This window comes from Granulicatella adiacens ATCC 49175 (genome assembly GCF_025150565.1).
Taxonomy (GTDB): domain Bacteria; phylum Bacillota; class Bacilli; order Lactobacillales; family Aerococcaceae; genus Granulicatella; species Granulicatella adiacens.
The window spans coordinates 914984-929271 of record NZ_CP102283.1 but is presented as its reverse complement, the minus strand read 5'-3'; the positions used below and the strand labels follow the sequence as shown (position 1 = coordinate 929271).

Sequence of the window (14288 nt, the reverse complement as noted above, 5' to 3'; positions counted from 1 at the left end):
TCCTAGAAACCACGTTGGATAAAGTAAATTCCAACTGAATAGTACAATATCACTAGAATATATAAAACAATCTGCCATTTAGTAAAAGTGATGAACCCAATTCCTTTAAAGGCATGATTCTCACTAATGTAAGCTTTAATCTCTGGTAATTTTGCAAATAAAATATAAATTAATAGAACAAATCCTAGAAGTTCTAAAATCGAATGGAGTGGATGTTTGTCTATCACAATGGCAGGAGAAAGGTAAACATCCACAATAATTGCAAAAATAAAGTTATTAATCATATGAAACGCTACAGCCCATTGGAATCCATACTCAAATGCAATATAGGCTAACAGAATTCCCAAGAAGAATGTAAAAATTTCTTGTGATAAATTTGCATGGAATAAAGAGAAAATCATTGCAGAAAAACCAATCGCAAATATTTTCCCATAGCGTTCCATTCGGTATCCAATAAAACCTCTAAAAATAACTTCTTCAATAAATGGAGCAACAACGCCTAAATAAAGTACAAATACAATACTACTCGTAATTTCTGGAGAAGCATCTCCTAAAAGCGTAGCAGGAATCCCCATTTGTGTAAATAATTTATCGATTCCCATTAGAATCAACTTAGAAACGAAACGAATCCCAAAAATGGAACCAGAGATTAAGAAGAAAGTTCCTACGTTCATTTTCTTAGGAGCAACATGTTCAAAAATCCGTTTAAATGGGAATTTAGTTTTAACGACCCAAGCAATAAGGCCAACAAACGCACCAATGTACAAAAATACAGCTGTAATGGTATAAACAAAGCTAGTATCCATCAGTAAATAATGATATTTTGAATCTAATTGCATATGTCTTAATACAGATCTTCCTAAAAGGCTAAAGAAGAAAAAGATTATAAAATAGATTAATAGTCTTCTTGCAATTGATAAAATATCTTTCTTGTATTCAGATTTTACATTCTCTTTTGAAGGAGAAGTTTCCTCAATATTAAAATCATCATTTTGTGTTTGATACATCATTTCCACCTCTATTAATTTTATTTTTAATAACAGCTCGTTTTAGACGAAAGACTAAAAACGTGCAATTGGACATTAAGCCCAAAATTAATCCTATCCAATATGAAAATGGACCGAAATTAAAACCATAATGTAAAAGGAAACCAATGGGTAGCCCAATGAGCCAATATCCAATTAAACACAAGATAAACGGCATTTGAACATCCTTAAATCCTCTTAAAATTCCTTGTATAGGAGCAGCAATAGCATCAAATAGTTGAAAAAGTAAACTATATGCTAAAAATTGAATAGTAATTTTAATAAACTCCTCTTCACTTCCATAGAAACTTGCTATGGTATTCAAATTTAACGCTAAACATATAAGCGTCACAACTGCAATGATAAAGGAGGTCAAAATCCCTATCTTACTATATTGAACCGCTGATAAAATATTTTTCTGCCCAACTTCAAAGGATACAATAATCGTTAAAGCGGTAGAAATACTAATAGGAAAAGCATAAATCAATGTAGCAAAGTTCATAGCGGCTTGGTGAGCTGCAATAACCGTTGTTCCAAACCCTGCCATTAATAATCCTACAAAACAAAAAATTGCAACTTCTGCAAAAATCGATAATCCAATGGGAAATCCAATTTTAAAAGGTTCCTTCCATAAAGAGAACCGGATTCCTTCCCACTTAAAAATGGGATATTTTTTTAATTCTGAGTGCCATTTAAAAACAAAATAAGCAATGAATAATAAGCCCCAATAAGCTAAAGCCGTTCCCAGCCCCGCTCCTGGCCCTCCCATTTCAGGAAAACCAAATTGACCGTAAATCAGAGAATAGTTAAAAAATACGTTCAACGGGACCACTAAAACCATTAATAGCATTGAAAGTTTGGTTAATCCTAGGGCATCTACAAATGATCGCATTACGCTAAATAATAGTAAAGGTACTAACCCAAGAGATAACCAGGATAAGTACTCAAACGCAATCTTTTCCACCGAAATCTCTAAATTCATAATCCCTAAAGTGGGCTTCAAAAATATCCAGCCAAAAAGAAATAATAGAAAAGCAAGAAAAATTCCAATCAGTAAATATTGACGCATGACTTCTATAATTTTCTCTTTTTTCTTTTGACCTAAATATTGGCCAACGATTGGAACTAACCCAGAGACTATCCCTGTCAACATTGTAAAGAACGGTGAGTATAGGCTTCCTCCAATCGAAACCCCAGCTAAATGAACTTCATTGTAACGTCCTGTCATTACTGTATCGATAAATTGAGCTGAATAATTCGCTAACTGATAAATTAAGACAGGAATCAATATTTTTAGTAAATGTTTTATTTTATGATTTTTTTGAGTAGTAAGTTCCATTAATTCTCCTTTATTAACTCCTCGATGGAATTTACTTTAACGAATGCGGTTTTAAAACAATTCTCATTGTCTTCGTTATTCACAACAGCTACAAAGCCTGCAGTATGACTTGCAAACTCTTCGTCAATAGCAGAATCACCAATATAGATCATTTCATTGAAAGCGACATGATAGTTCTCTGAAATGCTCTTTAATGAATCTATAGCAGGTTTAGAAGGAAATTCATCAGTCGTTCCGATAAAATCAAATAAAGATTCTACCTTCAATACTTCTAATACGGCTTTAGTTGGTAATTTCGAATCATTTGTTACTAAAGCTAACATAAAACCCAACTCTTTGAATCGTTGAAGAGTCTTTTTAACATTCCCAAGAGCGATAATTTTATCTGGATTGGAAGTAATATATTGATAAAAAAATTGAACCGTAAACTGATAATTCTCCTCAATATCAAACTCTCCAAATTGAGCAATCACTTCCAGCATGTCTCGAACGCTTCCTGATGCAATAACACTATTTTCAATTATTTCAGAGCTGGTAATTCCTAACTTTCCATATAAAGTCCGATTTTCCTCTTTATCTAAACGCATTCCATTTCTCGCTAATAAAGCTTCGATAACTTGTAAAGTAGGCTCCAACCATAAAGCGGAAGTATCTGTAAGCGTACCATCCTTATCAAAAATAAGAACCTTAATCTGATTATGATTTAAATAATCCAAAAATTTCATTGTCATTATTCAATACTTTGGAGCTCAACGGAAATAATATTTTCTAATGAGCTGATTTCCTTCAATACTTCTTCTACACTAACAGTTGCTTCAGAAATATCAATCATAATTTGAACAACCGCTACACTATGAATGGCTAATCCTTGGAATATCGTTAAAATATTCATGTTACGACTCGCAAATACATCTAGCGTTTTCGTTAACGTTCCTCTAATGTTCTTCATATGAATATTGATAGAAGCTTTTCTTCCTGCATTCACAGAGGAGAAACCTTGTACTTTGCGATAATATTTGTAGTACACACTTCTGGAGATGCCAACCATTTTCACTACTTCGGTTACATCTTTTGCTTGTCCAGTAGCAAGTAATTCCTTTGCTTGCAAAACTTTAGAAAAAACCGGTGGCACAGCATCTTCTGATACTAAAAAATGTTTTTGTCTATTCATTTGCTGTCCTTCTTTCATAATCATTTGTATTCATTTTACCTTATATCAAGGACAGATATCAATTGATTCCTGGAAAAACAAAAAAGAAGTCAGAAAAAATTCTAACTTCTTTTCATAAAGTCATATGGAGAAAGATCCTCCATTCCAATCATCGGTGAAATCAAGTCCTCATCGATTATTCTCATATTTAACACGACGTTTTCTTTTGAATGGGACTCCTCTACATTAAATGAATGAGTATCACTGCTATCTTCTACAATTTTTTCTACAAATTCGTCAAAAGCATTTGTACTCAAATCTCTAAGGAATTCTTGTAAAAAAGTTGCTCTTTTAGGGGAAATGGTGGTCGCGCTTTTTTGAAAGGCTCCAGCCTCTCCACATAAAATTAAGTACTGTTGACCTCTAGTAACTGCTGTATACAGAAGATTTCTTTGTAGCATTCTAGAATATTGATTAACCATTGGTAGAATCACCATTTTAAATTCGGAGCCTTGCGCCTTATGAATGGAACAGCAGTAGGCTAAAGTTAATTGTTGCCAATCCGTTCTAGTGTACTCCACCTCAGTTTGGTCAAATAGAACATAAATCTTGTCTACTTGATCTTCATTTTCTTTTGCAAATTGAATTGCCGTAATCTCCCCAATATCTCCGTTATAAACATTTTCCTCCGGAAGATTCACTAATTGGAGAACCTTGTCTCCAACACGAAACACTCTATCAAACGATTCCACCTCACGAACACTATTTCCAATTTTCGGATTTAATATTTCTTGCATCATTTGATTAATGGCGTTTATTCCAGAGTCTCCCTTGTACATAGGAGCTAATACTTGAATATCTTTTTTCGTGTAGCCTTTTTTCAAAGCTGCGACCACTACTTGTTCGATAATCGACACTAGGCGCTCCGGAGTACATGGTAGAAAACTTCTATCTAGCTGTTTTTGAGCGAAATTATTCGGTAAAAACCCATCTTTAATACAGTGAGCTAATTCTACAATAGAAGATTGATTTGTCTGACGATGGATTCGTTTCAACTCCATTGAAGGAATTGATTTTGTTTCAAGTAAATCTGTAAGGACTTGACCAGGTCCAACCGAAGGCAATTGGTTACTATCACCGACTAACAATATCTTCAAACGATCCGGAGAAGCCTTTAATACACGATTCATTAACCACGTATCCACCATTGACATTTCATCAATGATTAAAAACTCACCATTAATCTCTTTATCTTCAAAACTTTCTTCGGGACTATCAATAGCAATTCCCAACAAACGATGGATTGTTGATGAAGGAAATCCCGTGAGTTCATTCATTCTTTTAGCCGCACGCCCTGTCGGAGCTGCTAAAACTAGAGCATCTTCTACATCTTGAATTTCATTCAATTGGCAATAGACATCAATCACAGCATTTATAATCGTTGTTTTTCCCGTACCAGGTCCACCTGTTAATACAAATATCGGTTCATTCATAATTTGATGAATGGCTTCTTTTTGGAATTCATCATAAATGATGTCAAATTTTTCTTGAGTCCTTTGAATCGCTTTACTAATGGATTCTTTAGAAAGAGAGTCTTTTTCATTAGTCACTCTTCTAGAAATTGCATTTCGTATTCCAAGCTCTGCAAAATAAAGAGAAGCGATAGCAATTCTACTTTCATCTGAATAAACAACGCCTTCTCGAATTAAATCATTCAAAGCATCTACCAATTTTTCAGGATCAATTAAATAATTCTGACAGGATTCTAACAAACGCTGTGCTTGAGTAATTAAGACTTCACTCGAAATATAAGTATCGCCAGTCTGGTAGCAAAAGTCTCTAGTAACAATAAATAAGGCACCTTTTATTCTTGATGCATCATCAGGATCAATTCCCATTGATTGAGCAATACTATCCATCCGCCTAAATCCAAGACCTTCAATTTTTTGTAACAATAGATAAGGATCTTCGTCTAAAATCTGTTTAGCTTTATCTTTAAACATTCCAATAATTTTTTGCGCGATAGAAGGAGTAAAACCTAAATTCGTTAACTCAAACATCAGTTTTTCTGTGCCTTGATTTTGAGTAATAACTTCACGAATCATTTCCTTTTTCTTTTTCGTTAATCCTGTAATTCCATCCAGAGCATTGCCGTCATTTAATATGCGTTCGAGGGCATCTTCTCCTAATTTTTCGACGATTTTCTCGGCAGTTTTCTCCCCAATTCCTGGAAAATGAGCGCTTGAAAAATATTGAATGAGACCTCTTTTTCCAGTAGGTTGTGTTTGTTGATAGTTATCTGCTTGGAATTGTTCCCCATATTTTGGATGAGAGACAATTTTTCCATTAAAACGATAGGAGATATCCGAATGAATTTGGCCGAAAATACCTGTAACAACAATCTCGTCATCTACTGACACGCAGTTTGACTCAATCACACGGACTAACAAAACTTTGTAAAAATTTTGTGCATTCTCAAAAAATGTTGTCAGTACTTCTCCAACAATATAATTAGCCTCGCTCATTGGCTATCTCCTTTCTTTAAAATTTTAAACGTATTGACGTTCTTCCCCGTTCATAAACGCTATATCAATGATGCCTCCACCAAGGCACTCTTCGCCGTTATAAAATACGACAGCTTGGCCAGGTGTAATCGCACGAACAGGTTCATCAAAAATTACCGTTGCCCTCGTTGGGTCCTTTTCATCTAACACAACTTTCACTTTTGTATCTTGTTGACGGTATCTAAATTTAGCCGTACATTCGAACGTTTTCTCTCTTGGTAAATCGTTCGTAAATTGAATATCTGTTGCTGTTAAGCTATCTGAGTAAAGGTTTGGATGATGGAATCCTTGACCAACATATAAAGTGTTTGTTGATAAGTCTTTCCCGATAACGAACCATGGATCATTCGTCTTACCACCGCCACCGATACCAAGACCTTGGCGTTGTCCAATTGTGTAGTACATCAGTCCAGCGTGGTCGCCTTTTACTTCTCCATCAAGGGTCACCATTTTACCAGGTTTAGCTGGCAAATAGTTTGATAAGAACTCATTGAAGTTACGTTCTCCGATGAAACATACGCCAGTTGAATCTTTCTTCTTGGCAGTCGCAAGATCATACTTTTCAGCAATCTCACGCACTTCTTTTTTCTCTAAGTGTCCAATTGGGAACATCGCTTTTTCTAATTGCTTTTGGTTCAATTGACTTAAGAAATACGTTTGGTCTTTATTATTGTCCTTTCCTCTTAATAGGTGAACAATTCCGTTTTCGTCCTTCTCAACACGAGCATAGTGGCCCATTGCCACATAATCTGCTCCTAATTGCAGTGCATAATCTAAAAACGCTTGGAACTTTACTTCTTTATTACACATCACATCTGGGTTTGGTGTACGTCCTAGACGATATTCGCGAAGGAAGTATTCAAATACACGGTCCCAGTACTCTTTCTCAAAATTCACTGAATAATATGGAATTCCTATTTGTTCTGCAACAGCAGCAACATCTTTATAATCTTCTGTTGCCGTACAGACACCATTTTCGTCCGTATCATCCCAGTTTTTCATAAAAATACCGATGACATCATATCCTGCCTCTTTTAATAAGAGAGCTGTTACGGAAGAATCCACTCCTCCACTCATGCCAACAACAACCCTAATTTTTTCATTACTCATTTTTTCACCATCATTTCTTTTTATTTCCTGAACTAGTCGATTTGAAGGTCGAGTTGTCAGATTTATCCTTAATTTTAAATTTATTTTTTAATTTTTCAAAAAAATTGCTTGAAAATCATTGAAAATGCGATAGTACTGGGATTTTTGCCCAGTTGTGCTTTTGACAAACGATTTCATTTTCACTATAATTATATTGAGAAAAAGGGGGCGAAGGTGTATGATGATCTCTTTACGAGCAGCACGGGTTAATCGTAATTTAACACTGTTAGAGGCCGCCAAATATCTTAAAATAAACAAAGATACGCTTACGAAGTATGAAAAAGATTCAACTAATCTTCCATATTCTTTAAGCAAGAGAATGCAGGAGCTATATGAAGTTCCTAGCGAGAATCTTTATTTTGGCGATACCTTGAGCTTCGTAGCACAATTCAAACCGCTACCAGAAGTCGAATAACAGTCCATAGGGTACTCTGCCCGTGCATGATAAATGAGACAGTTCAAATTGAACTGTCTCTCTTTCTTTATCCTTATTTCGTTGTTACTTCTAGAACTCCACGTTCTACTAAGCCTTCTAAAATGAATTCCAATTTTTCAACAGCCATTGCTGTATTTGATTTTCCATACAAATCTACTGTTTGAAGACCATTCTTAGTAACCGTTGAAATTTTCAATGATTTTTTATCTTTGTCAACCATCACTTTTAATTTTAAGCCACGATGATCATCAATGGTATTATCTAAACTACGAATTAGTTGGAAATTTCCAGATTTTGTTTCTGTAAAGCCATTATCACGTAATGTGTATCCTTTACATGTTGGACTAACCGAAAATACTTGGTTTGACCCTTTTAATGATGCAGTTGGTGTAAATGCCATATACGTTTCTCCTCTTTCTTTTTCTACAAAATTAGTTTACCATATTTTACCTTTAAACAAAAGCTCTCTTTTATCAGAGAGCATCCACAAATGCATCAATATCCTCTTTCGTTGACCCCATTCCAAATGAAAGTCTAATTGACTCTTCAAGACGACCTCTTTCATCTGGATACATTGCAGATAATACCGGACTAATTTGCACGCTTCCGGCTGAACAAGCAGATCCAGCAGACACTGAAACATCTTTCAAATCATTAAAGATTAATGTTTGCGTTGCTTTTCTTCCTTTTAGCCAAAGATTACATATATGTGGATTCTTTGGATTAGCCAAACCATTGATCTCAAACGCAATGCCTTTTTGAGTTAATTCAGCAATGAGGTACTCACGTAACTTTTGATATGTTTGAATTAACTCGTCTCTTCTATTTACAACAATTTGAATTGCTTTTTCCAGACCCAAAATATAAGGAACGTTCTCTGTTCCTGCTCTAAACCCTAATTCTTGTCCACCACCCTTAATTAAAGCGTGAATAGGAGCATCTTTTGATTTATATAAAAATCCAATTCCTTTTGGCGCGTAAATCTTATGCCCAGAAGCTGTTAAGTAGTCGATACCATCAACATTAATTTCTTCTTGTGCAAAGGCTTGAACAGCATCTGTATGAAAATAAGTAGGCGTGTTTTTTAAAAGAGCTGCAATTTCTTCGATTGGAAAGCGGGCTCCTGTTTCATTATTAACGGTCATGATAGAAACAAGACGAGTATCTTCTCTTAGAGCTTTTTCAACCGACGACACCTCAACACTTCCGTCTCTATTCGGAGCTAAATATGTTACCTCAAATCCATCTTGTTCTAAAAATTCAGCTGATTTACGAACAGAAGGATGCTCTACAGCGGAAATAATAATATGTCCTTTTTCCTCTGCAAAATGCTCCCGAATACTCTCGAATACTAAATTATTTCCTTCTGAACCTGAACTAGTAAAGATAACGGCATCGTGTGGAGAGGCTTGTAGTTCTTTTAAAATAGCTTTTCTCACACGTTCGATTTTTTGTTTTTGTTCACGACCAATGCGATACACACTAGATGGATTCCCAAAAGAAGACATTTCCTTTGTAATCACTTCTAAAACTTCCGGATGAACCGGAGTTGTTGCTGCATAATCTATATAATTCACCATGCATTCTCCTCACTTTCAAACAATATTATTATAAGGGAAGTCTATTTATTGTCCTAACAAGATGTTTTAATCTTTCCTATTATATCATTCTTTCAACTTATGATACACTTAACTTAAAGAAATTTAAGGAGGAACTGAAATGAACCATCAACCGCTCGCTTACCGCATGCGACCTCGAACGATTGAAGAAGTGATTGGTCAAGAGCATCTTGTCTCTCCTGGAAAAATTATCAATCGTATGGTTGTGGCCAAACAATTATCATCTATGATTTTATACGGACCTCCAGGAACTGGGAAAACTAGTATTGCAAGTGCTATTAGCGGAAGTACGAAAGTATCCTTTAGACAACTAAATGCAGCAACTGATACAAAAAAAGATTTACAAATCGTTGCTGAAGAAGCAAAGATGTCTGGTAGTGTCATTTTGCTACTGGACGAAATTCATCGACTCGATAAAACGAAACAAGACTTTTTATTGCCGCATATAGAAAACGGACGAATTATTTTAGTGGGAGCAACGACAGAGAATCCATATATATCAATTAACCCAGCGATTCGCAGTCGTACACAAATTTTTGAACTCAAACCACTCTCTCCTGAAGATATTATAAAGGCGCTCGTCAATGCAATTGAAGATGAAGAACGTGGATTAGGAAAACTTGATTTAGACGTCTCAGAAGAAGCCTTAAATCACTTTGCAAGTAGTACCAACGGAGACGTTAGAAGTGCCCTAAACGCACTTGAACTAGCGGCGAAATCTACTGAACCTGGAGAAGATGGAATCATTCATATTACGATTCAAATCGCTGAAGAATGTATCCAAAGAAAGGCACTCTCCTACGATAAGGACGGAGATCACCATTACGATGTCATCTCTGCTCTTCAAAAATCCATTAGAGGTTCAGATGTAAATGCGGCTTTGCATTACGCTGCTCGTTTAATAGAAGCTGGAGATCTCACAAGTCTAATGAGACGACTCTTAGTTATTTCCTACGAAGATATTGGACTAGGAAATCCTCAAGGAGCTGCTCGCGCTGTCTCAGCTGTGCAAGCTGCGGAAAGACTAGGTTTACCGGAAGCTCGAATTCCACTAGCAAATGCGATTATCGAACTTGCCCTTTCACCTAAATCAAATACGGCTATTCGCTCAATCGATAGTGCCTTATCGGATGTCAGAAAAGGTCGCGCAATAAGTATTCCAGATTACTTAAAAGATGCTCATTATTCAGGAGCTCCAAAGTTAGGACGTGGCATTGGATATAAATATCCTCATGACTACCCTGAACATTTTGTAAAGCAACAATACTTGCCAGATGCTCTTAAAAATGAGGAATATTTTAAGGCAGAACCAACCTCTTCCTATGAGGAAGCCTTGATGAAACAATACCAAAAATATCGTCAAAATAATTAGTGATTTCTTAAGAAATCGGTACCAAAAATTTATTGCATTTCACCTATTCATGTGCTACTATAATGACATAGAGATCTATGATGTGCGCGGTATTTACTAAGTGTTGACCGAACAATTTACGACTTTTTAGGGATTCAGATTGATGTTACTGATAACAAGCCTTTTCACTTGGTAGTTAGGAAGTAATACATAGAAGCCCACCTGCTTTAGATGCGGGTTCAAACTAACAAATACATCAAACGGCATCGTTGGAAATCTATATAAAGTTATTAACTTTAGGCCACTCTTCGTGAGTGGTTTTTCTTTACCTAAATTCCTATTTTCTTCCTTTTTGGTTCCCTTTTCATTCCCTTAATTTAGGTGTATAATGAGAGTATCAAGAATAAGGATGTGATTTTATGTTTCATGAATATGAAAAAATTCTCGTTCCAATTGATGGTTCAAAAGAAGCAAAACTAGCATTTGACAAAGCCATTGAAGTTGCCAAACGAAATCATGCGAAGCTTCTATTATCACATGTCATCGATACTCGTTCTCTTCAAACACCTACTGGATTTGAAGGAAATTTTTCAGATGAAATTCGTAAGCAAGCTGAAAACTTATTTGCTGAATATGTTGATTATGCTAAATCTCATAACTTTACAGATGTTGAAACCGTATTTGAATATGGTTCGCCTAAAGTGGTCATTTCTAAACAACTGACAAAAAATTACGATATAGACCTTATCATGATGGGAGCTACAGGCTTAAATGCTGTAGAACGTCTCTTCATTGGTTCAGTTTCTGAATACGTGATTCGGAATGCCTCTTGTGACGTTTTAGTCGTAAGAACCGACTTAGAAAACAAACGTCCATAATCATTTGATAAAAAAAATAAGCACAGGAGAAATCCTGTGCTTTCTTTTTATTGATTTTTTGTATCGAGTAAAATCGTTACTGGCCCATCATTTACAAGACTCACTTGCATATCTGCTCCGAACTCTCCTGTTGCAACAGTTAACCCATACTCTGTGCGTAGGATTTCATTGAATTCTTCATAAAGTTGGTTCGCTACTTCAGGACTGGCAGCCCCTGTAAAAGAAGGTCTATTCCCCTTTTTCGTATCTGCAAACAGTGTAAATTGCGAAACAGATAAAATCTTTCCGCCGACTTGGTCAATCGACAGATTCATCTTTCCATTCTCGTCACTAAAGATACGCATGCCTGCAATCTTTCTAGCTAAATAGGACGCATCATCTGTGTTATCATCAGGACCTACACCAACTAATAAGAGGAACCCTTTATTGATTTCACCGACAACAGATCCTTCAATCGATACACTCGCGGACTTCACTCGCTGTAATACTATTCTCATGAACTCCTCCTATGAAATCACACGGCGTACACTGTAAACATCGGGAATTTGTTTAATCTTATCCACAATAAAGTCTAATTGTTGCGTATTCATAATTCCGATATTGACGGAGATTGTCGCCATCTTATTCGCATCAACTTTCCCATTGACCGAGTTTAAAGATTTCGTCGTACTGTTGATTACATTCAAGACTTCATTCAATAATCCATTACGGTTATATCCTTCAACAACCAATTCTGTATCGTATTGTTGACCCATATTGGCAGCATCCTCCCAATCCACTTCGATCAGGCGATTTTGTTCGCTCTCAGGTAGTTGAACGTTCGGACAGTCTTTTCTATGAACAGAAATTCCTCTACCTTTCGTAATATAACCAACAATATCGTCCCCAGGAACTGGATTACAACAACGACTTAAACGAATTAAAAGATTGTCTACTCCTTCAATAATCACGCCACCTTCGTGACGAATTTTCATCTTTTGACTTTCTTTCTTCTGTCCTTGAGTCGTTGTTTTCTCAAAAGCAGTTTCAACAACTTTTTGGTCCTCAATTTCTTTACGAGCTTTATCGGTCATCTTATTAGCAACTGTTTGATAAGAGACTTCTCCAAAGCCAATTGCCGCTAACAAATCTTCTTCCGTTCCAAAGTTGAAGCGAGCAGCAATGTCTTTCATGCCTTGTTTTGTCATAAAGTCTTTGAAATTAAATCCAAGCTCAGTAATTTGTTTTTCGAGTAGCTCGCGACCTTTGATAATATTCTCATCGCGATCTTGTAATTTGAAGAAACGTTTGATTTTATTTTTCGCACGAGTCGTATAAACAAGGTTAATCCAGTCACGGGAAGGTCCAAATGAATTGGCAGAAGTCAATACTTCAACAATATCCCCAGTCTTTAACTGGTAGTTCAATGGAACAATCTTATTATTGACTTTGGCCCCTACTGTTTTGTTACCAACCTCAGTATGAATATTATAAGCAAAATCAAGCGGCCCAGAACCTAAAGGAAGCTCAGATACATCTCCCTTTGGCGTAAAGACATAAACCTTATCTCCGAAGATGTCTCCTTTTACACTATTCATAAAGTCTTTGGCATCTTTAGTTTCATTTTGCAGTTCGATTAAGTCCTTAAACCAATCTAATTGTTTTTGCAATGGATCGTTCGTAACTTTTTCTTTATTTCCTTCTTTATAAGCCCAGTGAGCTGCAACCCCGTACTCAGCTACTTGGTGCATTTCGAAGGTACGAATTTGAATTTCCACAGGTCTTCCACCAGGACCAATCACGGTTGTATGAATGGATTGATACATATTCGCTTTTGGAATCGCAATATAGTCTTTAAAACGACCTGGCATTGGTTTCCATTTCGTATGAATCGCTCCAAGTACTGCGTAGCAATCCTTAATACTATCCACTAAAACACGGATCGCAAGTAAATCGTAAATCTCGCTAAACTGTTTCTTTTGATCTTTCATTTTACGGTAAATGGAATAAATATGTTTTGGTCGTCCATAAATGACCGCTTCAATTTCCAAATCTTTAGTCGCTTCTTTAATATTTTCAATCGTCGTTTCAATGTACTCTTCACGTTCATCACGTTTTGAATTCATGAGATGAACAATACGATAATATTGTTGTGGGTTTAAATAACGAAGAGACGTGTCTTCTAATTCCCACTTAATTTTATTCATCCCTAGACGGTGCGCTAACGGTGCATAAATTTCAAGCGTTTCTTCCGCAATCATTCTTTGTTTTTCAGGCTTATGAAATTTTAATGTACGAAGATTATGTAGTCTATCAGCTAGTTTTACCATAATCACACGCAAATCATTAGCCATCGCAAGAAGCATTTTACGGTGATTCTCCGCTTGTTGTTCTGCGTGAGATTTATATTTGATTTTTCCTAATTTCGTGACACCTTCTACAAGAAATGCTACATCTTTTCCAAACTCATACTCAATATCATCGATACTAAATCCTGTATCTTCAACAACATCATGAAGAAACCCTGTTGCAATAGTATCAGGATCCAGCTTTAATTCCGCAAGAATCCCAGCAACTTGGATAGGATGAACAATATACGCTTCACCTGATTTACGCACTTGTTCCTTATGAGCGAAGGTTGCGAAATAAATCGCTTTTTCTATAAATTGAATGTGCTTCTCATTCATGTACTCCTTACACATTGCAAGGACATCATCTGAGGTGTAAGTCTTATTTTTAGACATTTGAATCTCCTTAAGCATTTCTTGATTGCATGTAGTAATTTATAGTACCGCTCT

The 14288-nt window shown here is 35.9% G+C and carries 13 protein-coding genes and 1 other RNA gene; 4 read left to right on the top strand and 10 right to left on the bottom strand.

Translation table 11 applies throughout. From position 1 onward, the window contains the following. Nucleotides 1–2 precede the first annotated feature (2 nt). The 6 genes from NQ540_RS04660 to mnmA all read right to left on the bottom strand — a co-directional run bounded on the left by NQ540_RS04660 (nt 3) and on the right by mnmA (nt 7188). The gene (locus tag NQ540_RS04660) at nt 3–1010 is read right to left on the bottom strand and encodes a CPBP family intramembrane glutamic endopeptidase (RefSeq protein WP_005605387.1); all 1008 of its coding nucleotides are present in this window, start codon (nt 1008–1010) and stop codon (nt 3–5) included. Next, nucleotides 988–2364: an MATE family efflux transporter gene (locus NQ540_RS04655; protein ID WP_005605386.1), complete on the bottom strand. Its 1377-nt coding sequence runs from the start codon at nt 2362–2364 to the stop codon at nt 988–990. The genes NQ540_RS04660 and NQ540_RS04655 overlap by 23 nt, the downstream gene beginning before the upstream one ends. Continuing rightward, the gene (locus NQ540_RS04650) at nt 2364–3095 is read right to left on the bottom strand and encodes an HAD family hydrolase (RefSeq protein ID WP_005605385.1); all 732 of its coding nucleotides are present in this window, start codon (nt 3093–3095) and stop codon (nt 2364–2366) included. The genes NQ540_RS04655 and NQ540_RS04650 overlap by 1 nt, the downstream gene beginning before the upstream one ends. After that, entirely contained in the window at nt 3095–3535 is a 441-nt protein-coding gene (locus tag NQ540_RS04645; RefSeq protein WP_039848764.1) for an ACT domain-containing protein, read from the bottom strand. The genes NQ540_RS04650 and NQ540_RS04645 overlap by 1 nt, the downstream gene beginning before the upstream one ends. 101 nt (nt 3536–3636) lie before the next feature. Next, a complete protein-coding gene (gene recD2 / locus NQ540_RS04640) occupies nt 3637–6039 on the bottom strand; it encodes an SF1B family DNA helicase RecD2 (protein ID WP_005605383.1) in 2403 nt (800 codons plus the stop codon). Nucleotides 6040–6063: 24 nt separating this feature from the next. Beyond that, nucleotides 6064–7188, bottom strand: coding sequence for a tRNA 2-thiouridine(34) synthase MnmA (gene mnmA, locus NQ540_RS04635; protein ID WP_005605382.1), 1125 nt, complete (start codon nt 7186–7188; stop codon nt 6064–6066). Between the two features lie 217 nt (nt 7189–7405). Here mnmA and NQ540_RS04630 point away from each other — a divergent pair, with 217 nt between their 5' ends. After that, entirely contained in the window at nt 7406–7642 is a 237-nt protein-coding gene (locus NQ540_RS04630; RefSeq protein WP_005605381.1) for a helix-turn-helix domain-containing protein, read from the top strand. Between the two features lie 73 nt (nt 7643–7715). Here the strand turns inward: NQ540_RS04630 and NQ540_RS04625 are convergent, their stop codons facing one another. Both NQ540_RS04625 and NQ540_RS04620 read right to left on the bottom strand, forming a co-directional pair. Beyond that, nucleotides 7716–8063, bottom strand: coding sequence for a cysteine desulfurase (locus NQ540_RS04625; protein WP_005605379.1), 348 nt, complete (start codon nt 8061–8063; stop codon nt 7716–7718). 73 nt (nt 8064–8136) lie between these two features. Further along, complete coding sequence (locus NQ540_RS04620; RefSeq protein ID WP_005605377.1) at nt 8137–9243, bottom strand: cysteine desulfurase family protein; 1107 nt, start codon at nt 9241–9243, stop codon at nt 8137–8139. A gap of 139 nt (nt 9244–9382) precedes the next feature. Between NQ540_RS04620 and NQ540_RS04615 the strand changes: the two genes are divergently transcribed. The 3 genes from NQ540_RS04615 (at nt 9383) to NQ540_RS04605 (ending at nt 11511) form a co-directional block, all read left to right on the top strand. Next, entirely contained in the window at nt 9383–10654 is a 1272-nt protein-coding gene (locus NQ540_RS04615; protein WP_005605375.1) for a replication-associated recombination protein A, read from the top strand. Nucleotides 10655–10723: 69 nt separating this feature from the next. Continuing rightward, a non-coding RNA gene (gene ssrS, locus NQ540_RS04610) (6S RNA) lies at nt 10724–10913 on the top strand. A gap of 139 nt (nt 10914–11052) precedes the next feature. Then, nucleotides 11053–11511: a universal stress protein gene (locus tag NQ540_RS04605; protein ID WP_005605373.1), complete on the top strand. Its 459-nt coding sequence runs from the start codon at nt 11053–11055 to the stop codon at nt 11509–11511. 47 nt (nt 11512–11558) lie between these two features. Here NQ540_RS04605 and dtd read toward each other — a convergent pair whose 3' ends face one another. Both dtd and NQ540_RS04595 read right to left on the bottom strand, forming a co-directional pair. Further along, the gene (gene dtd, locus NQ540_RS04600; RefSeq protein WP_005605371.1) at nt 11559–12008 is read right to left on the bottom strand and encodes a D-aminoacyl-tRNA deacylase; all 450 of its coding nucleotides are present in this window, start codon (nt 12006–12008) and stop codon (nt 11559–11561) included. 9 nt (nt 12009–12017) lie between these two features. Continuing rightward, entirely contained in the window at nt 12018–14234 is a 2217-nt protein-coding gene (locus NQ540_RS04595) for a RelA/SpoT family protein (protein ID WP_039848763.1), read from the bottom strand. Nucleotides 14235–14288 lie beyond the last annotated feature (54 nt).